The sequence below is a fragment of the Bradyrhizobium sp. SEMIA genome (assembly GCF_014844175.1).
Taxonomy (GTDB): domain Bacteria; phylum Pseudomonadota; class Alphaproteobacteria; order Rhizobiales; family Xanthobacteraceae; genus Bradyrhizobium; species Bradyrhizobium arachidis.
Window position 1 is genome coordinate 1,147,325 of the sequence record NZ_CP046601.1, and the last position, 23,710, is coordinate 1,171,034.

Genomic DNA, 23,710 nt, shown 5'->3' on the forward strand with positions numbered 1-23,710 from the left:
TTCTACGATGCCAATGTCGGATGATCCCGCTGCACCGTCTCGCGGATCCAGCTCGCGTGAATGGCGCGGAACAGGATCTGCGCGGTCTTGAGATCGCCAGCCGTCATGCAGAGATCGACGATGCGACGGACAGCGTCGTCGCGCATCAGGTCGTCCGAGATCTTCATCGCGATCTCCATCGCGACCTTGGCGGCGCGCTCGTAGCGTTCGCTGTCGCGCTTGTCGTTACGAGCCGAGCCGGCGGCGCTCGGAGCCGCAGCGTCACAGATCGCGCGGATGCGCGCGGCGGCCTCGATGTCACCGAGCGGTGCTTCGATCGCCTCGTCCCAGATGTCCTGTCGCGTCTTGCGCGCGAACCACGTCATCGCCCCACCATCCGCGATCTTCGAGCCGCCATATCGCCGCGCTTCAGCCTCCCCAGCATAGAGAGGCCGATCAAGATCAGCGAGGCGATTTTTCCGCAGGATCTTGACGTCTTCAGGACGTTCGGCGTGGTCCGATGGCCTCGAACTGCGCCTTCTGCTCGTCATTCAACGTGGCGTAGAAATCCTCCAGCGCCGCGCGCACCGACTTGACGCCGTCGAGCATCACATCGAGCCGCTTGCGGACCGCGGCCATTCGCGCCGGCGGGGTCATCACCTCGCTTGGCTGGCAGGCCGACTTGAGCGATGCGCTGACCCTGGCGCTGGTGTCCTGGAGCACCTGCAGTGCGGCGCGCTGCGTATCGTTGGGGTGAAGCCTCGCCTCGATGTCGGCGCCGGGCCAATCAAGCGCAGCAGTCGCGCCGCAGGTCTGGACCAGCGATCCCCCACTGCCGCTAGAAGCTGTCGCGCGGCGCTGATCTTCGGCCAGGGCATTGAACCGCGCCTTCTGCTCGTCGGTGAGCGAGCCATAGAAGCTGTCGAGGGCGGGCTGAACGAGATCGACGGCTTTCACCATCGCCTCGACACGCTGCTGCATCGCCGCCAGCCGGCCGGGTGCCGTCGCTGCGACCTGCGACGGACAGGACGCGCGGATCAGCGCTGCAGCGTCAATCGAAGCATTGCCGAGCGCATCGAGATTGGCGCCTTGCGCCTCGGTCGGCTGCACCGCCGCGGCGATCTGATCGATCGGCAGACCGACGATCTCGCGGCGGTCGCTGCCGCAAAGCTGATCCAGCGCAACGCCTCGCGCTTGCCGTCGTCCCTGCGGGCGCTGCGGCAGATAGGCCGACAGTCCGTCATAGCCATAAGGTCCGAACAGGCCGGCATAGATGTCCGGATAGCCGTAGCCCCAGAAGCCGAGGCCGTCGCCCCAGATCGTGTAGTCGTAGAGATCGTTATAGGCGAACGGCCAGAACAGCGGTCCGACCCAGCCGTAACCGCCACCCGCGTGTTGCCACCATCCGCTGCTGGCGCCGTGCCAGCCGGCGAGCGCGGCCGCAGCCGTGATCTGGGCGCGCGCCGCCGGGTTGCCGATCAGGCGACCGTTGCGGAAAGCGCCGGAATGCGCGTTGAACGCGTTGCGGAAATGCGCAGGGCGGACGGACGCATTGCGGATCTGACCGAAGTTGGGGCCGTGTCGGGCGCCGGTTGCAAACCGCATCGCGCGATGATGACCGCCACCATGTGCATGCCCGAAGCCGTGGCCGTGAAAATGGCCGCCGCCGTGATGGCCTCCACCATGCCCGCCGCCGTGACCTCCGCCATGGCCGCCGCCGTGACCACCACCATGACCACCGCCGTGTCCGCCACCGTGTCCGCCCTTGCCCAGAGCCGTCCCTGCCAGCATGCAGGCAAGCGCCATCACGGCAATTGCAATGACCGGTCGCAACATCGCATCCTCCCGCAAAGCCGCGCCATTGAGGCATCGGAACTTGTCGGGAATTGGAACCGGCTTGGCTGCCGAAAGTTCCCGGGCCGCGCGCTACGCCTCCGGCACGATCTTGCCGGGGTTGAGGATGTTGAGCGGATCGAACGCCTGCTTCAGCGCGCGCATCGCTTCGATCGCCTCCGGACCGAGTTCCGCCTTGAGATATTTCTGCTTGCCCTGGCCGATGCCGTGCTCGCCGGTGCAGGTGCCGTCCATCGCCTGCGCGCGCTCGACGAGGCGATGCATGAACTCCTCGCCGCGCGCCATCTCGGCGGCGTCGTTGGTGTCGCAGACCAGCGAGCAGTGGAAATTGCCGTCGCCGACATGGCCGACGATCGGCGACAGCAGGTTGAGGCGTTTGAGATCTTCCTCGGTCTCGCTGACGCAATCGGCAAGGCGCGAGATCGGCACGCAGACGTCGGTCGCAACCACGCCGATGCTATCGCCGGGGCGCAGCGCCTTCACGGACCAATAGGCGTCGTGCCGCGCCTGCCACAGTTTTGTGCGGTCCTCCGGTTTGGTAGTCCAGGAGAAATCGCCACCGCCGCACTCCTTGGCGATCTCGCCAAACGCCTTCGACTGCTCGGCGACCTCGACCTCGCTGCCGTGGAATTCCATCAACAGCAGCGGTGTCTCCGGCAGCGTCAGCTTGGAATAGGCGTTGCAGGCCTTCACCTGCGCAGTGTTGAGCAGCTCGATGCGCGCGACGGGAATGCCGGTCTGGATCGCCAGGATCACGGCCTGACACGCCCCGTGCACGGTCTCGAACGACACCGCGCCGGCCGCGATCGTGTCAGGGATGCCGCGGAGCCGGATTGTGAGTTCCGAGATGATGCCGAGCGTGCCCTCGGCGCCGACGAACAGATGCGTCAGGTCGTAGCCGGCGGAGGATTTCTTGGCGCGCGTGCCCGTGGTGATGATCTCGCCGTCGCCGCGGACGACCTTCAGCGCCAGCACGCTGTCGCGCATGGTGCCGTAGCGCACCGCGTTGGTGCCGGAGGCGCGGGTCGAGGCCATGCCGCCGAGCGAAGCATCCGCGCCGGGATCGATCGGGAAGAACAGGCCCTGGTCGCGCAGATGTTCGTTGAGCGCCTTGCGGGTGACGCCGGGCTGGATCACGCAGTCGAGATCCTCGGCATGCACGGCGAGCACCTTGTTCATGTCGCGCAGGTCGATCGAGATGCCGCCGGCGGGCGCGTTGACCTGGCCCTCGAGCGAGGTGCCGGTGCCGAAGGGAATGACGGGGACGCGATTCTTGGCGCAGATCCGCACCACGTCCTGGATGTCGGCGGTCTCCTGCGCCATCACCACGCCGTCCGGCGGCTGGTTGACGATCCACGTGGTGGTATGGCCGTGCTGCTCGCGGACGGCCTGCGAGGTGATGAGGCGGTTGCCGAAGCGCGCGGCAAGCTGCTCCAGCGCGCTTGCGAGGGCTTTCGGCTCGACCCGCGGCGGATTATTGGTGATGGTCGTACCCACGGACATTCCTCCCGACAGAAGAACCGTGGCAAAGGACATAAAGCCGGTCAAGTCAAGCGACCGGACGCATACCCAGGGAATGAAACATGCCGGAGAGTGCCGCTTCGAAGCCCGCCGCAGAGCCGTTCCGCGCCTCGATCATGCAGATCGAGCCGCAATGGATCGACTATAACGGCCATCTCAACATGGCCTACTACAACGTCATGTTCGACCGGGCGATCGACGAGCTCTGGCTCGAGCTGGGAATGGGTCCGGCGTACAAGAAGGAGCGCCACGGCTCGACCTTCACCGCTGAATGCCACGTGCGGTACTTGCGCGAAATCCACCTCGGCGATCCCGTGCAGATCCTCGTCTGGCTGCTCGCCGCTGACGACAAGCGGCTGCACACATTCGAGGAGATGCGGCACGCGACCGAGGGCTGGCTGTCGGCGACCTCGGAGAACATGTCGCTGCACATGGATATGAATGCGCGGCGCGTTGCGCCGTTTCCGCCTGATGTCCGGGAGCGCGTCGTTGCGGTCACCAAGGCCCACAGCGCCGTGCCGCGGCCCGAGGGCATCGGCCGCAACGTGGCGATGCCCTCGAAGCGCTAGCTATATTCTGGTGCGGCCACGCGCCAATCCGACCACGGCCGAGACCAGGAACAGAACGACCGCGATGAAGAAGATGATCTTGGCGATCTCGATCGAAGCGCCGGCGATGCCGCCGAAGCCCAGGATGCCGGCGATCAGTGCGATAACCAGAAACGTCACAACCCAGCCTAGCATGGCGAAAACCTCGTCTTGATGTCTGTCTGCGATCGACGCGGCTGACCGCGCCACCTGCCCAGACAATCTCGACGTGGGAACGATGGTTCCCCACCCGGCCCGGTGGAAATTGGCCCGGCTTTCGGGAACAAATCGGGCCGCCGCGTACGTGGAAAACCCCGTCCCGGTGCCCCATATAGGCAGCAATCCCTGTTAAGAAGGCTCCCTCCCGTCACCCCGCGGTGCCATCGTGGGGCCAAATGATTCGCATGACCGAGCCGAGCAAGATTACCAGCGTTCCCGACCACCAGCCCGCAGCCGGCGGCATCGCCGCGCGTGCACGCGCCTCCGTGGGCCCGAAATATCTGTCCGGGCTCAATCCGGAGCAGCGCGAGGCGGTGGAGACGCTGGACGGTCCGGTCCTGGTGCTGGCCGGCGCCGGCACCGGCAAGACGCGCGTGCTGACGACGCGCATCGCCCACATCCTGAGCCAGGGCCGCGCCCGGCCCGCCGAGATCCTGTCGGTGACCTTCACCAACAAGGCCGCGCGCGAGATGAAGCACCGGCTCGGCCAGATGCTCGGCCATGCCGTGGAAGGCATGCCATGGCTCGGCACCTTCCACTCCATCGGCGGGCGCATCCTGCGCTTCCATGCCGAGCTGGCGCAGCTCAAGTCGAACTTCACGGTGCTCGATGTCGACGACCAGGTACGGCTGCTCAAGCAGCTGCTCCAGGCCGAGAACATCGACGACAAGCGCTGGCCCGCACGCATGCTCGCCGGCCTGATCGACGGCTGGAAGAACCGCGGCCTGATGCCCTCGCAGGTCCCCTCGGGCGAGGCCGCTGTCTTCGCCAACGGCAAGGGCGGCAAGCTCTATGCGAGCTATCAGGAGCGGCTGAAGATCTTGAATGCCGCCGATTTCGGCGACCTGCTGCTGGAGAACATCCGCATCTTCCGCGAGCACCCGGATATCTTGCGGCAGTACCAGCAGCGCTTCAAATTCATCCTGGTGGACGAGTATCAGGATACGAACGTCGCACAGTATCTGTGGCTGCGGCTCTTGTCGCAGGCGCCTTCTTTCACCTCTCCCCGCGTGCGGGGAGAGGTTGCATCGCGAAGCGATGCGGGTGAGGGGGACTCTCCGCAGACCGAGCTCGTGGAGACTCCCCCTCATCCCGACCTTCTCCCCGCAAGCGGGGAGAAGGAGAAGACGAAAAACATCTGCTGCGTCGGTGACGATGACCAGTCGATCTATGGCTGGCGCGGCGCCGAGGTCGACAACATCCTGCGCTTCGAGCACGATTTCCCGGGCGCAAAAGTCATTCGCCTCGAGCGCAACTACCGCTCGACCGGTCACATCCTTGCCGCCGCCTCCCATCTGATCGCGCACAATGAAGGCCGGCTCGGCAAGACGCTGCGCACCGAGGACCAGGACGGCGAGAAGGTCACGGTGACGGGCTCGTGGGATTCCGAAGAGGAAGCCCGCGGCATCGGCGAGGAGATCGAGCAGATCCAGCGCAAGGGCGAGAAGCTCAACGAGATCGCGATCCTGGTGCGCGCCTCCTACCAGATGCGCGAATTCGAAGACCGCTTCGTCACGCTCGGCCTGCCCTATCGCGTCATCGGCGGCCCGCGCTTCTATGAGCGCGCCGAAATCCGCGACGCGCTGGCTTACTTGCGCGTCATCAACTCGCCGGCCGACGACCTCGCTTTCGAGCGCATCGTCAACGTGCCTAAGCGCGGGCTCGGCGACGCCACCATTCAGATGCTGCACGACCACGCCCGCAAGCGCCGCATCCCGCTGTTCGAGGCGGCGCGCGCGGTGGTCGAGACCGACGAGCTGAAGCCGAAGGCGCGCGGAAGCTTGCGCGACGTCGTCGCCCAGTTCGACCGCTGGCGCGCCCAGCGCGAGGTCACCTCGCACACCGAGCTGGCGCAGATCGTGCTCGACGAGAGCGGCTACACCGAGATGTGGCAGAAGGACCGTTCGGCCGATGCCGCCGGCCGGCTCGAGAACCTCAAGGAGTTGGTGCGCTCGATGGAGGAGTTCGAGAACCTGCAAGGGTTCCTGGAGCACATCTCGCTGGTGATGGACCGCGAGGGCGGCGCCGAGGACGACGCGGTGTCGCTGATGACGCTGCACTCGGCGAAGGGCCTCGAATTCGACAACGTGTTCCTGCCCGGCTGGGAAGAAGGCCTGTTCCCGAGCCAGCGCACGCTGGACGAACAGGGCCGCGCCGGCCTCGAAGAGGAACGCCGGCTCGGCCATGTCGGCCTCACCCGCGCCCGCCGCCGCGCCATGATCTATTTCGCCACCAATCGCCGGATCCACGGCACCTGGTCGACCACGATCCCGTCGCGCTTCCTCGACGAATTGCCCGCGGCCAATGTCGAGATCACGGAATCCAAGGGCGGCTCGGCCTGGGGCGGCGCCGGTGGCTATGGCGCCTCGCGCTTCGACGACATGGAGGCGTTCGGCTCCAGCTATTCGACGCCGGGCTGGCAGCGCGCCCAGGCCAACCGCAACCGTGGCGGCGGCCGCACTGGCGGCAGCCAAAGCGGCGGCTTCGAGGAAGAGACCGCGTCGTTCTCGTCCGCCTCGTCATCCGGCCCCGATTTCGGCAGCTTCTCCTCGCGCCGCCGCGGCCCCCTCACGATCGAGGGCGAGCTGGTCGCCAAATCGACCGGCACGACCTCGGAATTCTCGCTCGAAGACCGCGTCTTCCACCAGAAATTCGGCTACGGCCACGTCACCAAGATCGACGGCAACAAGCTCACCATCGCCTTCGACAAGGCCGGCGAGAAGAAGGTCGTGGACAGCTTTGTGCAGAGGGCGTGAGACCCTTGCACACAAGGCCATCCACTCAGCCGTTCAGGATGTTGGCGCCCTGGTCGTAAATCAGCTGGTCGACGTGCCCGGCACCCGGCGCAATTTCGAGCCGCCAGCCCAGCGCCACATCGAGGCTGCTGGCGAGCTTCGTGCAGTGTTCGAAATGCCAGAGACCACGCGCGAGGCGGTGAGGCCCCTGGGCCATCGCCTCGTCCCAGCGCGGCAGGTCGTGAGCATCAGGGTCGTTGTCGGCATCGCCCAGCAGGATGACGAGCGAGCGCCCCAGATATTTCTGTAAATGACTTGGGCTGAGGCCAATCCCTCCCATGCCGTCGGGATAATCCTTGGCGAGATTCGGCAGCATGTAGCATCCGCAATTGGCGGCAACGGCAAGGTCGACCGAAGCGGCCTCGTTGAGCGCGAGATAGCGCAGGACGAACTGAGCCCCCGCGGAATTGCCGAACAGTCCGAAGGTCTCCCGGCTGGACCCGATCGCATCCCGGACATAGTGAAACAGCCGGTCGATGACCCCGAAATTCCAATGATCGCGCGGCTGGACCGTATTGTCCGGCGGCGGGAGTCGCACGCCACCGAAATTGTATGCGGGGATGCCCGGGAACTGCTCGGGATCGAACTCCGGCACCAGCACGATTTGCCCGTTGCGCTCGGCCTGAGGAGCGAGCAGATCGCGAAACGCCGCGGCAGCGCGATCGACGCCATGCATCGCCACGATAATGCGTGTGTGCGCATTGCGCGATCGGGGGCAGAACGAAAAGACTCGCATCGTGCGTGGCGAGGGGACGGCACCATCATCACAAAACACGAATGAGCCGGCGCCTTCAGCCAGAGTCAATTTGGTCAATTGCTTGCCTCCTGAGATGCGGTATTCATAATTGAACGAAACCGGGCGGCACAACCATCGAGGCCACCAGTCCTGCCATGCCTCACTACGTCGCCATCATCGAAGACGCCGGTCCGGACGACGCCGTCAGCCTGTGGTTTCCCGATCTGCCCGGCTGCATTTCCGGCGGCGATGATGCCGACGAGGCCCTGGAGAATGCGCCCGAGGCGCTCGCCTTCTATGCGCAGGAGCTGATTGAGGACGGCCGCGAGCTTCCCCCGCCGAGAACGCTGGACGAACTCAAGGCCGATCCGGAGTTCGCCGAGGACCTCAGGAAACACACGGCCGTCCTGATCGAATGGCCACCCCTCACTGAGGCCACGGAGTGAGGACTGTTCGCCGCACTCGCCGGACTCTCGACCGTTCCGGGGCGAACAGCCCTTGACCACCGCGAACTTCCCCGTATCAGATGCACATATGGTCCGGGGCTCCATCACACTGATCTTGCTGGCATTGGGGATGCCGTCGCTTGCGGCGGCGGAGACCATGAGCTTTGGCGATTCGATCGGAAAGCTGGCGGCGAGCTGCGGCGCCGAAATCGTCGCCAATTGCCGCGGCGTCAACCCGGATTCGACCCGGCTGAAGGAGTGCCTGTCGCGCAACCGCGACGTGCTCTCCCAGCAATGCGCGAGTGACTATCTCAGCGTCTTCGACGCCATCCAGAAACGCATCGCCGCGCGCGTCACCGTGGCGAACGCCTGCCAGCGCGAGATCGTCAAGGTCTGCGGCGGCTCGACCAAGGAGACCAGCAAGTCGGTCCCCTGCCTGGTCTCGACGCCCAAGGGCATCAGCAACAACTGCCTGAAGGCCGTCGACGACGCGGGGTATCGCTGATGCGCGCGCCCTGGCTCTCCACCGCCGGAATCGGCATCGCGCTCGGTCTCGCCTTGCTCGCGGACCCAGCCCACGCGCAGACGGCGGCAGCGCCGACCCGCGACGACATCGTCGCCAAGCTCAACCATTTCGAGGAGGCGCCCGAGGTTGATCTCCCTGCGCTGAAGCAGCAGGTGATGGAGCGCGCCAAGGCCAGGATCAAGAACGATCCGGGTCCGGTGAACCGGCCGCCGATCGCGCCCGATCTCGCCAAGCTGCCCGCCTTCAATGCGCAGATCCAGTTCGACGCCGACACGCCGATCATCCAGCCGGCGTCCTACCAGACCGTCGGCCGCATCGCCGACGCGCTGGTTCATTCCTCGTTGCTGCCCTACACCTTCCTGATCGTCGGCCATGTCGAATCCAACCAGAAGACCCGCGAGGCCAACGCGATCCTGAGCCAGCGCCGGGCGGATGCAATCCGCGACGTGCTGGTGAACACGTTCAAGATATCGACCAAGCGACTGCATCCGATCGGCCTCGGCGAGGAGCAGTTTCTCGACCGGGCCAAGCCGACCTCGGCGGTGAACGGCCAGCTGCAAATCCTGACCTTCGCCAAGGTGCCGGAGGAAGCGCCCGCGCATCCGGCGGCAGCGCCTGCGCCTGCGGCGAAAAAGCCCGCCAAGAAGCGCTGAGGATGCACCTCTCGGCGCCTGGCGGAACCCCTTGAAGTTCTTCCGTTTTGTGACCTGTCTCACAGCGCGACAACACGGTTTTGCGCGACGATAGGGCCGGTTTGTGCACCGCCCTGTCAGGTGCTATAGCCTGTTCTCGCCCTTCCCAACCCCACGATGCACGAGACCGAGATGGCCAGTTATTTTCAACGCCAACTGGCGGACTACGTCGAATATCATCGCGATCCCTGGAACTGCGCGATGCACGTGGTCGGTATCCTGCTGCTGTTCACCGGCGCCGTGCTGCCGCTGACTCTCGTGCATTTCTCCGTGTTTGGGGTCGAGGTGAGCCTGGCGGTGATCCTGGCACTGCCGGTGCTGGTCTACTGGCTGATGCTGGACGCCGGGATCGGGCTCGGCATCCTCGCCGCGATGATCGTGCTGCTTTCGGTCGCAACCGCGATCGGCAATCAGGTCTCGATCGTCATGATGTGGTCGATTTTTGCGGCGCTGATCGGCTTTGGCGTCGCATCCCAGATCGTCGGCCACAAGGTTTTCGAGGAACGGCAGCCGTCGATGGTGGACCATCCCACGCATTTCCTGCTTGGACCGATGTTTGTCATGGCGAAATTGTTCATTGCATTGGGCTTCCGTCGCGACCTTGCCGCGATTCTGGCGCCTGTTCCGGCCAATTCCCTTTCAACCCGATAGCTCTAGAAGCGAAACGGCAAACCTTCTGCATGGCTCTCGTACTGGTTACCGGTGGCAGCGGCTTCATCGGACATCACCTCGTAGAAGCGCTCCGCGCCCGTGGGCAGCGGGTACGCGTTCTCGATGTCCGTGCGCCGGCCGCGGCGAACGCCGACGTTGAATATGTCCATGGCTCGGTGCTGGACGGCGCCGCGGTCGACGCTGCCGTCGCGGGCGTCGATCAGGTCTATCACCTCGCCGGCCTGCCCGGCATGTGGGTTGCCAACAAGCAGGATTTTCACGACGTCAATTGCCGCGGCACCGAGGTGGTGCTCGCAGCCGCGATGAAGCGCGGCGTGTCGCGCTTCCTGCACTGCTCGACGGAATCGATCCTGTTCCCCTATTCCGACCTGGGCGGCATTGCCGCCGAGGAGGCGCTGCAGCCGGCCGATGCGATGCCCGGCGCCTATACGCGCTCGAAGTCGCTCGCCGAGCATTTTGCGGCGAAGGCCGCAGCCAGCGGCTTCCCGCTGGTCATCGGCACGCCGACCATGCCGATCGGCGCCGCCGACCACAATCTGACGCCGCCGACCGCGATGCTCTGGTACTTCCTCCAGAAGAAGGTGCAGCCGCATCTCAACTTCCTGGTCAATCTGGTCGACGTCCGCGACGTCGCCATGGGCCTCGTGCTGACCATGGAGCGCGGCCGCCTCGGCCAGCGCTACATTCTCGGCGGCGACTGCGTCCCGCTCGGCCGCATCCTGCGGATGATGTCGGCGATGAGCGGCCGCCGGCAGTTTCCGATCGTCGTGCCCGGCAAGATCGCCGAGCTCTCCGCGATCATGCTCGAATCCATCTCCGACCACATCACGCGCCGGCCGCCGAACGGCACTGCCGAGGGCGTGCGCATCGCGCTCGCCGCGAGCGATCTTTCGATCGGGAAAGCCCGTAACGAGCTCGGCTATTCGCCACGCCCGATCGAGCCGGTGCTGCGCGAAACCATCACCCATCTGCTCGCCCGCAACGGCCAGCAGCCCTCCGGCGCCATCGAGCATCACGCGCTGTCCTCGCGCGCGGGCTGAAGCCGCCGCCCAACGCAAAGAACCTTAATGTCCTTCGATTTCAGCAAGCTTCTCTCCGTGGCCTGGGGTGGCTGGACCACGACCTGGCCGACCGAACTCCTGGCCCTAATCTGGCTCGCCTTTCTCGCCAGCTGGGTCGGCGCCTCGTTCTGGCAGGGGCAGACCAAGAAGCAGGTCATGACGCTGGAGTCGCAGCGCTATCGCCTGCCGATCCTGATCGGCGGCATCCTGTACACGCCGTTCATTGCGGAGGTCTTGGGCTGGAAGCCGCTCTGGGTGCTCGGCAACGCCGGCATCTACATCGCCGCGGTCCTCTCGGCCGCCGGCATCGCCTTCGCCTGGTGGGGCCGGCTGCATCTCGGAAAATTCTGGTCCAACACCATCACCCACAAGGAAGATCACCGCGTTATCGACACCGGCCCCTATGGCATCGTGCGTCACCCGATCTACACCGGTTTGATCTTCGGCATGCTCGTCACCGGCTTCGCGATCGGCAGCGTAACGACGATCCTCGGCGCCATCCTGATCTCGCTCGGCATGTGGCAGAAGGGCCGGATGGAAGAGGTGTTCCTGTCGAAGGAGCTCGGCGAGGACGCCTACGGCGCCTATTGCCGCCGTGTGCCGATGATCATCCCGTTCACGTCGCCGCGGTGAGCGCGGCTTCGGCTTCCGCCTCCCGCTTTCTCAGTGCAACGCTGCTACTAGCCCCGTCATCCTGAGGTGCGAGGCTTGCGATGCGGATGCATCGCGAGCCGAGCTCGAAGGATGCACGGCCGAGATGCAGCCGGGCCGTCCATCCTTCGAGGCTCCCCATGCGGCGCCGTGCGCCACATGGCTCGCACCTCAGGATGACGGGGATGCGTCGCGAGCCCGGAACATTCCGCCACGGAACCGCCCCTCCACTCGTCCGTTAGCCCTCGACACCTGCACCAGAAGCAGAGCATCGAGCCGAGCATCAAACCATGTCGGACGCCTACGATTATTTCCGCGCGCATGCGATCGCCGCCGTCCGTAAGGCGCGGGCGCTGCCGCCCGGGCGTTCCAAGCAGAAGCAGCGCACGGTGGCGCGGGTCTATCATCTGCTGTCCCGCGAGGCTGCGCTCGCGCCCAACGTCCATCACCTCGATGACTTTCGCGCGGCGCGGCGGCTGGAGCGGCAGATCGGCCGCTGATCTTCTCTCCATGCAAAATTGGCCGGCTGCCATTCCGCGGGAATAGATGTCCGTCGAGTTCCCTGGCGGTTGACCTTTTTACCGCCAACCAGTTGGATGCGCGCGCAACGAGGCACGACGACATTTCATCGTTGATCTGGAGAGGTCGGCGATCAGGCCTGAGCCCGCGCGGGGTTTTTGGCGATCGGCGTTGGACGGTGCCGCAGGATTCGACAGGGGCGTCTCATGACTTTTTCCAGCATCTTCGCGCAGTTCGTCGCGTTACTCGGCGGCATCGCGCTGCAATGGCGCAAACTGTCGGGCACCGAGCCCGCGCCGGCCTGGGGCCAGACGCCCGCCATTCCCGAAGCCAAGCCGCAAGGCGCGATCCCGACCCTGAAGATGCCGACCGCGCGCGGCTGGAGCGAGGGCCACAAGCCGACCGTCGCGCCCGGCCTCAAGGTCAACGCATTCGCGAGCGGCCTCGACCATCCGCGCTGGATCGAGGTGCTGCCCAATGGCGACGTGCTGATCGCCGAAGCGACGCAGATCGCAGGTCCCCCGCGCAGCGTGTTTCACTACGCGATGCAGGCGACGATGCGGCGCGCCGCCGCGCTCGGCGTGTCCGCCAATCGCATCACGCTGCTGCGCGACAAGGACGGCGACGGCGTCGCCGAAGTCCGCGGCGCCTTCATGGAGAATCTCAACCAGCCGTTCGGCATGGCGCTGGTCGGCGACACCTTCTACGTCGGTAACACCGACGGCGTGATGGCCTTCCCTTATGTCGCCAACGCCGACCGCATCACCGCGCCGGGCAAGCGGCTCACCACGTTCAAGCCGAGCGGCCACTGGACGCGCAGCCTGCTTGCAAGCCCCGACGGCAAGAAGCTCTATGCCGGCGTCGGCTCGCTCAGCAACATCGCCGAGATGGGCATGGAAGTCGAGGAAGGCCGCGCCGCGGTCTACGAGCTCGATCTCGCCGCCGGCACGCATCGCATCTTTGGTGCGGGCCTGCGCAATCCCGTGGGCCTTGCGTGGGAGCCGAACACGGGCGTGCTCTGGACCGTCGTCAACGAGCGCGACGGCCTCGGCGACGAGACGCCGCCCGATTACCTGACCTCGGTGCGCGACGGTGGCTTCTATGGCTGGCCCTATTGCTACTGGGGCAAGACGGTGGACGACCGCGTGCCGCAGGATCCGGCGATGGTGGCCAAGGCGCTGCAGCCGGACTACGCGCTCGGCGGCCACACGGCTTCGCTCGGCCTGTGCTGGATGCCCGCAGGGACCCTGCCCGGCTTCGGAGACGGCATGGTGATCGGCCAGCACGGCTCGTGGAATCGCAGCACGCTGTCCGGCTACAAGCTGGTGTTCATCCCGTTCGCGAACGGCAAGCCGTCCGGCCCCGGTCGCGACATCCTGTCGGGATTCCTGTCGCCGGACGAGAAGGAATCCTACGGCCGTCCGGTCGGCGTCGTGATCGGCCCCGACAAGAAGTCGCTGCTGATGGCCGACGACGTCGGCAACGTGATCTGGCGCGTGACGGGGGCGTAAGACGAGATAGGCGCCACGGGCTAGGTGCACCTCTCCCGCTTGCGGGAGAGGTCGGCGCAACGCGCCGGGTGAGGCTTTTCTTCTTCGTTGCGGAGACACCCTCTCCCCAACCCTCCCCCGCAAGCGGGGGAGGGAGCGCACCACCACCGGCGCTATGAAGCCTCACCCCATTACGTCCCCACGCACAGCGTGGCGCGCTGCTTGCGCAGCAGCGCGATCACGGACAGCGCGGTGATCATTCCCGTCTTGGGGTTCTCGGACGGAACGTTCTCGATGCCCATCGAGAACCGCGCCGAATCCGCCTCCACCTCGATGCGGTGAACATTGCGCGTCACGGTGGGGTCGGCCCAGACCTGCATCTGAGTGCGATCGGGCCCGATGCCCGCCAGCGACAGCGCAACAGCGACATTGACGTTCGCGGGGAAGCCCTTCGCCGCCTCGCGCGCGCTGCCCTCGAACAGTTTCAGCGGCTCGCGCAGATTGTCGATGTCGATGTTGTTCTGAACGATGAACGGTGCGCCCTTCAGACCGTCGATCGGCTTGCGCGTCACCATCTTCACCGAATGGATGGTGCCGACCGCGGCGGCGTTGACGGCATCGAGGCCGATCAGTGCGCCGGTCGGCACGAGGATGCGGCCGCCATTGGCGCGGGCAAGATCAACGAGGTCGAAATTGTCGAGCAGGCCACCGACGCTGACCACGACCGCGGCTTTGCCCCGCTTCACCGCGGGCTCGACGATGGAGCGCAGATGATTGCTCGGCGCGCATTCGACCACGATGTCGGCGGCGTCGCCGAGCTGGTCGATGGGCATGACTTTCGGTGGGCGGCGCAAACTGCCCAGAAAGGCCTGATGCTTGGCGGGATCGCGCACGGCCACCGCGGACAGCGCCAATCCTTCGATGCCCTGATCCAGCGCGGTCGCGATCTTGGTGCCGATCGAGCCCAATCCGGCGATGGCAACCTGCAACTCGTTCGGCGCTTTCGGTTCAGTCATCGCATCCACCTTTGGTCCAAGCCTACGTCATAGCCCCTCACGCTTCCCGCGCATAGCTGCGCAGGCGCGCCTCCAGCACCGCCAGCATGGCATCGCGGGCCGGGTCGCGCGAGCCGCGCAGCCAGGCGGCGGCAAGCGGCAGGCGGCGGCAAGCGGCAGGCGGCCGACCGGGCCGGTCTTCCTCAGTCGCAGCGGCACGAAGCGCACGCCTGAGACCGCCATCCGCGTGGTCCAGCGCGGCACGATGGCAACGCCGAGCCTGGTTGCCACCAAGTTGATGATGGTCTGCTTCTCGTCGGCGACCTGCACGATGCGCGGCGTCAACCCGGCCTGCTCGAACAGCTTGATCGTGAGGTCGTGGCTGTGCGGCCGCGAACGGCGGTCCGGCACCAGCATCGCCTCGTCGGCGATGTCGGCGAGCGTGATCGATTTGCGCGCGGCCAACGCATGCCGCTGCGGGAACGCAACGATGGCGGTCTCCTGGAGCAGATCGCGGAATTCGAGCCGCTTGTCCGCACGATCGGGCGGACGGACGAAGGCGAGATCGAGCGCGCCGGTCAAAATCTTCGGCAGCAGCCGGACGGTCTTGTCCTCCAGCAGCTGCACCGCAATTTCCGGATGCCTGGCGCGGAAATCACGCAAGAGCGGCGGCAAGAGCCCGGCTGCCGCACTGTCGATGGCGCCAACCCGCAGCCGCCGCGCGGCTCCCGCACGCGGGCGGTTGCGCAAATTGCTTTCGACCGCCTCGACCCTGGCGAGGATGGCGCGGGCATCGCGCAGCAGCGTCGTGCCGTCATCTGTCAGCGACACCGCGCGCGTCGTCCGCGCGAACAGCCGCGTGCCGAGGTCTTCCTCCAGCAGCCTGATCTGCCGGCCGAGCGCCGAGGGCAGCATCTGGAGCTGCTGCGCCGCGCGGCCGAAATGCAGCTGCTCGGCCGCCGCCACGAAGCATCGAAGCTGATGCAATTCCATTCGCCGTCCTCTCGTCCACACGGCCATGACGCCGTGGAAGCACGCCCGGCGAGGATTATATCATTTTTTTGTATAAACCAGCGCCAATTGAGTATGCCTCCTGCCCCCGCCTAGGCTTGCTGCTGGCATCGACCTTCCGGGTCCGCCGACACAACAACAAACCGGAACCTGAGGAGGCCAGGGTGGCGAGCGAGATTCAGACGCGCGTGCTGCGCAAGATCACCTGGCGCATCGTTCCCTTCATCATGCTGCTGTACTTCGTGGCCTTCATCGACCGCGTCAACATCGGCTTTGCCTCGCTGACGATGAACAAGGACATCGGCCTGTCGCCCGCGGTCTACGGCTTTGGAGCCGGCATCTTCTTCTGGGGCTATTTCCTGTTCGAGGTGCCCTCCAACATCATCCTGCACAAGGTCGGTGCGCGGATATGGATCGCGCGGGTCATGATCACCTGGGGTCTCGTCTCGGCCGCAATGGCGTTCGTGCAAGGGGCGACCAGCTTCTACATCCTGCGCTTCCTGCTCGGCGTCGCCGAGGCCGGCTTCTTCCCCGGCATCATCCTCTATCTCTCCTACTGGTTCCCGGCGCGCCAGCGCGCCGCGGTGACCGCGCTGTTCATGGCGGCCGCGCCGCTCTCGACGGTGCTGGGCTCGCCAATCTCAGGCGCGCTGCTGGAGATGGACGGTCTGCTCGGCTTCAAGGGCTGGCAATGGCTGTTCGTGCTCGAGGCGTTGCCGGCCGTGCTGCTCGGCTTCGTCGTGCTGGGCTTTCTCACCGATCGCCCCGAGAAAGCAAAATGGCTTGCCGAGGACGAGCGTCGCTGGCTGGTCGAGACCATGAATGCGGAGACCACCAGCAAGGCCGCGACCGCAAGCCACAGCATCTGGCGCGGGCTCGCCGATCCCCGCGTGCTGGCGCTGTCGCTGATCTATTTCGGCACCTCGGCCGGCCTCTACACGCTCGGCGTCTGGGCGCCGCAGATCATCAAGCAGTTCGGCCTGTCCTCGCTCCAGGTCGGTTTCCTCAACGCATTGCCGGCAACCGCCGCCGTCGTCGCCATGATCCTGTGGGCCCGGCATTCGGACCGCACCGGCGAGCGCACCTGGCACGTCGTGTGGGCCTGCCTGATTGCGGCCGCGGGCCTCGCCTATGCCGGACTTGCCGCGGGCGTCGTCGCCGTGCTGCTCGCGCTGACGCTCGTCAACATCGGCATCTCCTCGGCCAAGCCGCCGCTGTGGAGCATGCCGACGCTGTTCCTGTCCGGCCCCGCGGCTGCCGCCGGCATCGCCACCATCAACTCGATCGGCAATCTCGGCGGCTTCGTCGGCCCCGCCATGATCGGCTGGATCAAGGACCAGACCGGCAGCTTTGTCGGCGGGCTCTATTTCGTCAGCGGCCTGCTCGTTCTCTCCGCAGCCCTCACTTTGCTATTGTCGCGCGCAAAGACTGCGCCCGTCGAACCCGTCCCGCAATCCCACTGACACCCCAAACGGAGCATCTTCATGCGCACCCATTCGATCGCAGCCATTCCCGCCGACGGCATCGGCCCCGAGGTGATCTCGGCCGGCGTCCGCGTGCTGGAGGCTCTCGCAAAACGCAGCGGCGACCTCGCCTTCAACGTCAAAACGTTCGACTGGGGCTCGGACTATTACAAGAAGCACGGCGTGATGATGCCGGCCGATGGCCTCGCCGAGCTGAAGAAGTTCGACGCGATCTATTTCGGCGCGGTCGGCGCGCCCGACGTGCCCGACCACATCACGCTGTGGGGCCTGCGCCTGCCGATCTGCCAGGGCTTTGACCAATATGCCAATGTGCGGCCGACCAAGATTTTGCCGGGCGTCGCCTCGCCGCTGCGCAATGTCGGCGTCGGCGATCTCGACTGGGTGATCGTGCGCGAGAATTCGGAAGGCGAATATGCCGGCATGGGCGGCCGCGCCCACAAGGGACTGCCGGAAGAGGTCGGCACGGAAGTCGCCGTGTTCACCCGCGTCGGCATCACCCGCATCATGCGCTATGCGTTCCAGCTGGCGCAGTCGCGGCCGCGCAAACTGCTCACCGTCGTGACCAAGTCGAACGCGCAGCGCCACGGTATGGTGATGTGGGACGAGATCGCCGCCGAGGTCGCGACCGAATTCCCCGACGTGACCTGGGACAAGATGCTGGTCGACGCCATGACGGTGCGCATGACGCTGCATCCGAAGAGCCTCGACACCATCGTTGCGACCAATCTGCACGCCGACATCCTCTCGGACCTTGCCGGCGCGCTGGCAGGGAGCCTCGGCGTGGCGCCGACCGGCAACATCGATCCGCAGCGCCGCTTCCCCTCGATGTTCGAGCCGATCCATGGCTCGGCCTTCGACATCACCGGCAAGGGCATTGCCAATCCGGTCGCGACGTTCTGGACCGGCGCGCAGATGCTCGAGCATCTCGGCGAGAAAGACGCGGCTGTGCGGTTGATGAAGGCGGTCGAGCGCGTCTGCGCGGCCGGCGTGCTGACGCCCGATGTCGGCGGCAAGGCGACGACGAAGGAAGTCACGGATGCCGTGATCGATGCGATCCACGGCTCGAACGTGTAGCGGACTGAGGAGCCGGCGGTCGAACCGACATCCGACGCCAGGCTGGCCGAGGGGGGCTCCGCGCGCGGGAGCGTCGAGCCCCCTCCATCAACTTCGCGATCCTCTATTCCGCGAACTCAAACGACCTCCCGCGGCCTCGCCTCACTTGACGCCATGGCGGGCGAAGTCATCGCCGATCTTGGCCTCGATGATCCTCGCTGCCGAGATGTCGCTGTCGCCGCCGGTTTGGTCACCCTGCCTGAGCTTGGCAAGTCCACGCCCATAAAGCGCGCTTGCCAGCTTCGGCTCGACGCGCAACGCCGCATTATAGTCGTCGATGGCCGCGGCGAGTTGGCCCATCTTCAGATGGATCAGCGCACGCGAGTCGTAGGCCGCGGCACTGTCCGATCCCGACTGGAGCGCCCTGTTGCAGTCGTCGAGCCCGGCCTCGAGATTGCCGAGGGCGGCCCGTATCCAGCAACGTCCGCTCCAGGCAAGATTCGAATTCGGGTCGAGACGAATCGCCTCGTCGAAGTCGCGCGCGGCGCGCTCGTACTCGTTCATCTTAATGTAGGCTTCGGCTCGGTTGACGAAGGCACCGCCATAGTTGGGATTGAGCTTGATGGCCTCGTCGAAAGCCTTCACCGCGACGTCATACGCCCCCTTCTTCAGATAGGCCACGCCGCGATTGTTGACCGGTTTGACGTAACCCGAGGCGAGCTCGATCGCCTGATCGAAATCCTTGATCGCGAGGTCGTACTCCGCCGTCACGACGTAAGCATTGCCGCGATTGTTGTAGGCGACGGCCAGCGCGTCCGCATTGGCCTCACCCGAACCAATGAGCGCCGTGCAGCCGACGATCCTGGCTTGAGGCGGAACGTCCGCGCCGTTGCACAGTTCGATGCTCTTGAGATTGCTGTTTTCCTGCGGCTGTCGCGCCGCTGCCGGTGAGCCGACCAACAGCAAAACGAGGATGGTCGCCGCGCCGTCGATGAGAGCGCCCCTCATACTCATGTCCGTAACGGCTCCCACTGCAATGGATGACGCAGCGCGGAATCGCTTCAGCATCCTCGGCAGATGGTCAGCTTGCGATTGGCTGCGTCTGCGGGCTGCTGCGGCGGGGCGGCTGCACGCTTCTTCAGCGCCTTGCTCTTGCCCTCTTCGATCAGAGTGGAGAATCTGGTGGAACCATCATCCTGGATTTCGATGTGCGGCGTGGTGCCTCGGATTCCCATGGTCGCGACGGGCGTATCCACCTTCATGTCGCCGGTCTTGGCGACCTTGCCGGCAACAAACGTGGCCGTTCCCTTGGTCAGATTGAAAAACGTCGCATTCGACTTCCCCTCCGGCTCGTACACATACTCGTCCAACGTCATGAGAGCGTTGCTGGACAGATTGAACGACGAGCCGTCGGTGAAGTTGATGCTGACCCGGCTGTCGACCTCGGTTCGCACCACGTCGCCCAGATATACGACATCGCCAACCTTGGTTTGGCCGGCCTGATCGCCAAGGCTCGCCTGGACCACGACCGCACCCTTGTGCTCGATCGTGACCACGCCGGTGACGCGGATGACCTTACCGATGAGTTTTGGCGCAACATCCTGGACGGCGGGCTTCACAGAATCGACTTGCGCTTGCGCGGGCCCAGAGAGGGTACTTGCAAATACCCAAACGAAACCGGTCGCGAAAGCTGCAATCGTCTGTCTGCACATGACCCGCCATCTCCGAGAAGATCTCGTTCGCATGGCCGCGCGATGGGCTCTTTGAACCTCGGCGGCGCCCGCACGTCGTGCATCGCGGAATCTACCACCTGAAGCGGCCCCATGGACCAGCCTACAAATGGAGTACTCCTTTTGCGTTTTCCACCGTCGCGCCGGGGCGCTTAAGCTCGCAGGAAGGGGGGCCCTGCTCCTGGCTGGCCCCGCAGGGATCGAGTTTCAAAACGTTTTCGGCGTGCAGGGCCCAATCAGCCGACGCCAGTGCATTCTGTTTCTGTGGCGTAGGCAAGACCAACAAGACTGCGGCATCGCGCTGAGCCAGAATTGTCCAGCAGGCGAGGCCCAATGTTGGTTGCGTCCGGCGTTGAACTCTCGGATGAGGCCGTCGCGATCCCGCCTCACCAAATCATCGGCATCGTTCAGACGGCGATTGGTCGCACAACTCTCACGCGAGACAACTCCGCGGCAATACAGGTCAGCGTTGGCGCCCCTGTCTGTCATGGTGACACAATCGAGACTGCCGCGGACGGACAGGTCGGAATTCTGCTCGTCGACGGCACCGTCTTCAATCTCGCCGGCGGAGCCCGGATCGAGGTGAGCGATTTCGTCTACGATCCCAACGACACCGTGCGCGCGATCGTGCTTGCGGTGACCAGAGGAAGCTTTTCCTTCGCAGCCGGCCGGCTGGGCAGCGGCGGCACTCTGACGGTCGACACGCCGTTGGGAAGCCTTCGCGGCCGCTCCTATTCGAGCGGTTTCGGAATACTGACGCTTGCGGCGCTGACCTTCTCGATGATGCCGGACGCAAACGCCGCGGACCCCGACGCCACATTCCTGGATGACGACAAGATCAATTACAAAGACCTTCAGCACGGCTCCTTCGAGCTCATCACCAAGGAGGCGGTGCCGCGACACATCATCGTCGAAGATCCCGGCGAGACCATCGTCCTGAACAGGATCGGCTCCTCGGTCAGGGTCGATCAGGTCGCCAATAGTGCTACGCGAATGGAGGAGTTGCAGTCGGCGCAACAGGACGTGCTCGCCAATCTCACGCGGGGGCCGACGGGATCGAGCACACCTCCTTTCGGCGATTCACTCTCGATTCAGCATATCAATTTCACGTCGCATGACTCGACTAGGCCGCAAGACCCGCTTCCGCCGCTGCCGCCGTTCGACATCCCTGTTCCCATCATCATACATACGCCGCCGTCTCTGGGCCTGCCCGCCGGACCGGTCGAAGTCGACACGATCCATTTCGACCAGTTCACCACGGCGAGCGGTACTTTCACGGCCAACAGTTCCGAGACCGGCGCCGTACTGGCCTTCGGCCTCAGCGGGGGAACAGCCGGCAGCACGACACTGAATGGGGTGACCTACAATCTTTCGCAGGCGGGTCCCTTTGGCACCCTTTTCCTGAACAGCACGTCCGGCGCCTACGCCTTCGTTCCGAACAACGATGCAATCAACGCCCTGCAATCGCCGACGACGACGAGCTTCCTCATCACAGTTTCGGACGGCTCGCTCTCGGTGGGTCAGGCCTTCACGATCAACATCAACGGCGCCAACGACGCGGCTATCATCTCAGGCAACGTCAATGGCACGGTGGCGGAGGCAGGCGGTGCCACCAATGCGGCGCCTGGCGCGCCAACGGCAACCGGCACGCTCACGGATGTGGACGTCGACAACCTGCCCAATACGTTCGCGGCGGTCAGTTCGCCGACCATGAGCACGGGTGGCTATGGCTTCTTCACGATCACGGCAGCCGGCGTGTGGACCTACATGCTCGACAACACCAATCATGCGGTCCAGGCCCTCAATGTCGGGGACACCCTGACCGATACCTTGACGGTGACCAGCATCGACGGCACCCCGCAAGTCGTCACGATCACGATCCATGGCAGCAACGACGCCGCCATCATCTCCGGCACCGCCGCCGGTGCTGTTATCGAAGGCAGCTGCACCTCGCCCGGTACGTCGATCGCGACGGGCATGCTTGCCGATGTCGACGTCGACAATCCGTCCAACACCTTCGTGGCGGCCGGCTCGCCGACGGCGAGCGTGGGCGGCTACGGCAGCTTTACGATGACAGCCGCCGGCGTGTGGACCTACACACTCGACAATGCCAACACCAAGGTACAGGCGCTCAACAACGGCCAGACGCTGACCGACAGCTTCACGGTAACCACGATCGATGGCACCGCACAGGTGGTGACGATCACCATCAACGGCAGCAACGATGCGGCCGTCATTTCCGGACAGACGGCCGGCTGCGTGATCGAGGCCGGGGGCATCGCCAACGGGAAGCCCGGGACGCCGGTCGCCTGCGGTACACTGACCGACACCGATCCCGACAATCCGTCGAACACCTTCGTCGCGGTGAGCTCGCCCAAGCCGAGCGCAGGCGGCTTCGGCACCTTCACGATGACGGCGTGTGGCACGTGGACCTACACGCTCGACAACTGCAACAGCACCGTGCAGGCGCTGAATGCCTGCGGCACGCTGACCGACACATTCACTGTGACGACCATCGACGGTACGCCGCAGGTGGTGACCATCAAGATCTTCGGCACGAATGACGCCGCAATCATTTGTGGCACCACGACAGGCTCGGTGCTCGAGGCGGGCGCAATCTCACCCGGCAGGCCAGTCGCGGTTGGCACGCTCACCGATACCGATGTCGACAATCCGGCCAACAGCTTCACCGCCGTGACCTCGCCGACTGCAAGCGACTGCGGCTACGGCACCTTCACGATGAGCGCCACCGGCGTATGGACCTATACGCTCGACAACTGCAACAGCGTGGTCAACGCACTCGATACCTGCGATACTCTCAGCGATCATTTCACGGTGACAAGCATCGACGGCACCAAGCAAGAGGTGACGATCTCGATCCATGGCGCCAGCGACTGCGACACCAACGACTTCGACAATCTGGCCACAGGGACGACCGTGGTATCGGATCCTCCGTTCGTCGGCGGGCCCCCCGGACACGATAGCATCGCTGACACGACGGCCGAGACCCTCCCCGTCGACCAGATCTCCGCGGCTCAAGCAGCCGACGCGAACCATAGCCTTGATGCCGGTCAAAGCCGGACCGGGCCGAGCGAGCATCCCGGCTCTTCCGACTCGGCCGGGACTGCGACACCCGGCCTCTTGGAAGTAGCGAGCGTTTCGCCATTGGCGGACTTCAAGTTCGTCTTTGAGCAAATTGGAAAAGACGACAGCAACCATTCGATGTCGATCAGTCCGATCAGCACTGCAACCGAAAGTCATTCGGGACTGGAAGTTCCTTTCAGCACACCGGACGGCTTCCACTTTGCATCCGCCCAACACACCAACAGCGGCAAGGCTGCCGAGGCGCCTGGCGATGCGAGCGCCGCCGATACCGGGGGCGCGCTTGATACTCAGCTGCATTCCAAGGCCAACGGCGCGTCTGGCTCAGAAGCAAATCCGCACGCAGCAGACAATTTTAAATTCCTGAATCCGGGTCACGAGAAATCGAGCACCGCCGTCGTGGACGATCTTCCGTCACCGCCCGATCAGCACGGACACGCGGGAGAGACCAAGGGACATGCTGACGCGGCGCCAATGACCGAGGCTTCGCATACGGACAATGGTGCTCACAACGGACACGTCGACCATCCTGTGCAGCACGATCTCATCGTGTGAGGCTGGCCGCGCAGCAAGCCCCGGATCCGCAG

At 65.0% G+C, this 23,710-nt stretch carries 21 protein-coding genes and 1 pseudogene; 13 read left to right on the forward strand and 9 right to left on the reverse strand.

Annotated elements, in window-relative coordinates:
* Window positions 1-2 precede the first annotated feature (2 nt).
* The 3 genes from FOM02_RS05485 to FOM02_RS05495 all read right to left on the reverse strand — a co-directional run bounded on the left by FOM02_RS05485 (window position 3) and on the right by FOM02_RS05495 (window position 3,330).
* Complete coding sequence (locus tag FOM02_RS05485) at window positions 3-365, reverse strand: hypothetical protein (RefSeq protein ID WP_027560567.1); 363 nt, start codon at window positions 363-365, stop codon at window positions 3-5.
* Between the two features lie 112 nt (window positions 366-477).
* Window positions 478-1,815, reverse strand: coding sequence for a Spy/CpxP family protein refolding chaperone (locus FOM02_RS05490; protein ID WP_265441494.1), 1,338 nt, complete (start codon window positions 1,813-1,815; stop codon window positions 478-480).
* Window positions 1,816-1,905: 90 nt separating this feature from the next.
* Window positions 1,906-3,330 carry an FAD-binding oxidoreductase gene (locus FOM02_RS05495; RefSeq protein WP_027560569.1) on the reverse strand — a complete coding sequence of 475 codons (1,425 nt, stop codon included), beginning with the start codon at window positions 3,328-3,330 and terminating at the stop codon, window positions 1,906-1,908.
* Window positions 3,331-3,416: 86 nt separating this feature from the next.
* Between FOM02_RS05495 and FOM02_RS05500 the strand changes: the two genes are divergently transcribed.
* Complete coding sequence (locus tag FOM02_RS05500) at window positions 3,417-3,923, forward strand: thioesterase family protein (protein WP_027560570.1); 507 nt, start codon at window positions 3,417-3,419, stop codon at window positions 3,921-3,923.
* Here FOM02_RS05500 and FOM02_RS05505 read toward each other — a convergent pair whose 3' ends face one another.
* The gene (locus tag FOM02_RS05505; protein WP_011089300.1) at window positions 3,924-4,097 is read right to left on the reverse strand and encodes a DUF1328 domain-containing protein; all 174 of its coding nucleotides are present in this window, start codon (window positions 4,095-4,097) and stop codon (window positions 3,924-3,926) included. It abuts the gene before it with no gap.
* Between the two features lie 239 nt (window positions 4,098-4,336).
* Between FOM02_RS05505 and FOM02_RS05510 the strand changes: the two genes are divergently transcribed.
* A complete protein-coding gene (locus FOM02_RS05510) occupies window positions 4,337-6,916 on the forward strand; it encodes an ATP-dependent helicase (RefSeq protein ID WP_027560571.1) in 2,580 nt (859 codons plus the stop codon).
* A 25-nt stretch (window positions 6,917-6,941) separates the two neighbouring features.
* Here FOM02_RS05510 and FOM02_RS05515 read toward each other — a convergent pair whose 3' ends face one another.
* Complete coding sequence (locus FOM02_RS05515; RefSeq protein ID WP_141263087.1) at window positions 6,942-7,823, reverse strand: hypothetical protein; 882 nt, start codon at window positions 7,821-7,823, stop codon at window positions 6,942-6,944.
* A 23-nt stretch (window positions 7,824-7,846) separates the two neighbouring features.
* On the opposite strand from FOM02_RS05515, the gene FOM02_RS05520 reads away from it, so the two are divergent.
* The 8 genes from FOM02_RS05520 to FOM02_RS05555 all read left to right on the forward strand — a co-directional run bounded on the left by FOM02_RS05520 (window position 7,847) and on the right by FOM02_RS05555 (window position 13,769).
* Window positions 7,847-8,137: a type II toxin-antitoxin system HicB family antitoxin gene (locus FOM02_RS05520; protein WP_027560573.1), complete on the forward strand. Its 291-nt coding sequence runs from the start codon at window positions 7,847-7,849 to the stop codon at window positions 8,135-8,137.
* Between the two features lie 88 nt (window positions 8,138-8,225).
* Complete coding sequence (locus tag FOM02_RS05525; protein ID WP_027560574.1) at window positions 8,226-8,642, forward strand: hypothetical protein; 417 nt, start codon at window positions 8,226-8,228, stop codon at window positions 8,640-8,642.
* Window positions 8,642-9,316 carry an OmpA family protein gene (locus tag FOM02_RS05530; protein ID WP_027560575.1) on the forward strand — a complete coding sequence of 225 codons (675 nt, stop codon included), beginning with the start codon at window positions 8,642-8,644 and terminating at the stop codon, window positions 9,314-9,316. The genes FOM02_RS05525 and FOM02_RS05530 overlap by 1 nt, the downstream gene beginning before the upstream one ends.
* A gap of 171 nt (window positions 9,317-9,487) precedes the next feature.
* Window positions 9,488-10,006 (forward strand): DUF962 domain-containing protein, encoded by a 519-nt coding sequence (locus FOM02_RS05535; protein ID WP_027560576.1) that lies wholly within the window; start codon window positions 9,488-9,490, stop codon window positions 10,004-10,006.
* Window positions 10,007-10,035: 29 nt separating this feature from the next.
* A complete protein-coding gene (locus FOM02_RS05540; protein WP_027560577.1) occupies window positions 10,036-11,067 on the forward strand; it encodes an NAD-dependent epimerase/dehydratase family protein in 1,032 nt (343 codons plus the stop codon).
* Window positions 11,068-11,094: 27 nt separating this feature from the next.
* Window positions 11,095-11,721: a methyltransferase family protein gene (locus tag FOM02_RS05545; protein ID WP_027560578.1), complete on the forward strand. Its 627-nt coding sequence runs from the start codon at window positions 11,095-11,097 to the stop codon at window positions 11,719-11,721.
* A 308-nt stretch (window positions 11,722-12,029) separates the two neighbouring features.
* Window positions 12,030-12,239, forward strand: a complete 210-nt coding sequence (locus tag FOM02_RS05550) for a hypothetical protein (RefSeq protein ID WP_027560579.1) — start codon at window positions 12,030-12,032, stop codon at window positions 12,237-12,239.
* Between the two features lie 225 nt (window positions 12,240-12,464).
* Window positions 12,465-13,769, forward strand: coding sequence for a PQQ-dependent sugar dehydrogenase (locus FOM02_RS05555; protein WP_027560580.1), 1,305 nt, complete (start codon window positions 12,465-12,467; stop codon window positions 13,767-13,769).
* A 170-nt stretch (window positions 13,770-13,939) separates the two neighbouring features.
* Here FOM02_RS05555 and FOM02_RS05560 read toward each other — a convergent pair whose 3' ends face one another.
* On the reverse strand, window positions 13,940-14,764 hold the full coding sequence (locus FOM02_RS05560) for an aspartate dehydrogenase (protein ID WP_027560581.1): 825 nt from the start codon (window positions 14,762-14,764) through the stop codon (window positions 13,940-13,942).
* A gap of 37 nt (window positions 14,765-14,801) precedes the next feature.
* Window positions 14,802-15,736 (reverse strand): annotated as a pseudogene (locus tag FOM02_RS05565) (LysR substrate-binding domain-containing protein).
* Window positions 15,737-15,918: 182 nt separating this feature from the next.
* Between FOM02_RS05565 and FOM02_RS05570 the strand changes: the two are divergent.
* Window positions 15,919-17,217 (forward strand): MFS transporter, encoded by a 1,299-nt coding sequence (locus FOM02_RS05570; RefSeq protein WP_027560583.1) that lies wholly within the window; start codon window positions 15,919-15,921, stop codon window positions 17,215-17,217.
* 21 nt (window positions 17,218-17,238) lie between these two features.
* Window positions 17,239-18,312, forward strand: coding sequence for a tartrate dehydrogenase (locus FOM02_RS05575; RefSeq protein WP_027560584.1), 1,074 nt, complete (start codon window positions 17,239-17,241; stop codon window positions 18,310-18,312).
* Between the two features lie 141 nt (window positions 18,313-18,453).
* Here FOM02_RS05575 and FOM02_RS05580 read toward each other — a convergent pair whose 3' ends face one another.
* On the reverse strand, window positions 18,454-19,299 hold the full coding sequence (locus FOM02_RS05580) for a tetratricopeptide repeat protein (RefSeq protein WP_245161721.1): 846 nt from the start codon (window positions 19,297-19,299) through the stop codon (window positions 18,454-18,456).
* Window positions 19,300-19,352: 53 nt separating this feature from the next.
* Entirely contained in the window at window positions 19,353-20,003 is a 651-nt protein-coding gene (locus tag FOM02_RS05585; RefSeq protein WP_027560586.1) for a FecR family protein, read from the reverse strand.
* 354 nt (window positions 20,004-20,357) lie between these two features.
* Between FOM02_RS05585 and FOM02_RS05590 the strand changes: the two genes are divergently transcribed.
* The gene (locus FOM02_RS05590) at window positions 20,358-23,678 is read left to right on the forward strand and encodes a VCBS domain-containing protein (RefSeq protein WP_231164103.1); all 3,321 of its coding nucleotides are present in this window, start codon (window positions 20,358-20,360) and stop codon (window positions 23,676-23,678) included.
* Window positions 23,679-23,710: the final 32 nt, after the last annotated feature.

What these genes read in the sequence shown, in the direction of transcription:
- FOM02_RS05560 (WP_027560581.1), bottom strand. Translation starts at nt 14,764, where the DNA reads ATGACTGAACCGAAAGCGCCGAACGAGTTGCAGGTTGCCATCGCCGGA.
- FOM02_RS05550 (WP_027560579.1), top strand. Translation starts at nt 12,030, where the DNA reads ATGTCGGACGCCTACGATTATTTCCGCGCGCATGCGATCGCCGCCGTC.
- FOM02_RS05525 (WP_027560574.1), top strand. Translation starts at nt 8,226, where the DNA reads ATGGTCCGGGGCTCCATCACACTGATCTTGCTGGCATTGGGGATGCCG.
- FOM02_RS05500 (WP_027560570.1), top strand. Translation starts at nt 3,417, where the DNA reads ATGCCGGAGAGTGCCGCTTCGAAGCCCGCCGCAGAGCCGTTCCGCGCC.
- FOM02_RS05535 (WP_027560576.1), top strand. Translation starts at nt 9,488, where the DNA reads ATGGCCAGTTATTTTCAACGCCAACTGGCGGACTACGTCGAATATCAT.
- FOM02_RS05555 (WP_027560580.1), top strand. Translation starts at nt 12,465, where the DNA reads ATGACTTTTTCCAGCATCTTCGCGCAGTTCGTCGCGTTACTCGGCGGC.
- FOM02_RS05540 (WP_027560577.1), top strand. Translation starts at nt 10,036, where the DNA reads ATGGCTCTCGTACTGGTTACCGGTGGCAGCGGCTTCATCGGACATCAC.
- FOM02_RS05575 (WP_027560584.1), top strand. Translation starts at nt 17,239, where the DNA reads ATGCGCACCCATTCGATCGCAGCCATTCCCGCCGACGGCATCGGCCCC.
- FOM02_RS05505 (WP_011089300.1), bottom strand. Translation starts at nt 4,097, where the DNA reads ATGCTAGGCTGGGTTGTGACGTTTCTGGTTATCGCACTGATCGCCGGC.
- FOM02_RS05510 (WP_027560571.1), top strand. Translation starts at nt 4,337, where the DNA reads ATGATTCGCATGACCGAGCCGAGCAAGATTACCAGCGTTCCCGACCAC.
- FOM02_RS05490 (WP_265441494.1), bottom strand. Translation starts at nt 1,815, where the DNA reads ATGTTGCGACCGGTCATTGCAATTGCCGTGATGGCGCTTGCCTGCATG.
- FOM02_RS05580 (WP_245161721.1), bottom strand. Translation starts at nt 19,299, where the DNA reads ATGAGGGGCGCTCTCATCGACGGCGCGGCGACCATCCTCGTTTTGCTG.
- FOM02_RS05485 (WP_027560567.1), bottom strand. Translation starts at nt 365, where the DNA reads ATGACGTGGTTCGCGCGCAAGACGCGACAGGACATCTGGGACGAGGCG.
- FOM02_RS05530 (WP_027560575.1), top strand. Translation starts at nt 8,642, where the DNA reads ATGCGCGCGCCCTGGCTCTCCACCGCCGGAATCGGCATCGCGCTCGGT.
- FOM02_RS05520 (WP_027560573.1), top strand. Translation starts at nt 7,847, where the DNA reads ATGCCTCACTACGTCGCCATCATCGAAGACGCCGGTCCGGACGACGCC.
- FOM02_RS05585 (WP_027560586.1), bottom strand. Translation starts at nt 20,003, where the DNA reads ATGTGCAGACAGACGATTGCAGCTTTCGCGACCGGTTTCGTTTGGGTA.
- FOM02_RS05545 (WP_027560578.1), top strand. Translation starts at nt 11,095, where the DNA reads ATGTCCTTCGATTTCAGCAAGCTTCTCTCCGTGGCCTGGGGTGGCTGG.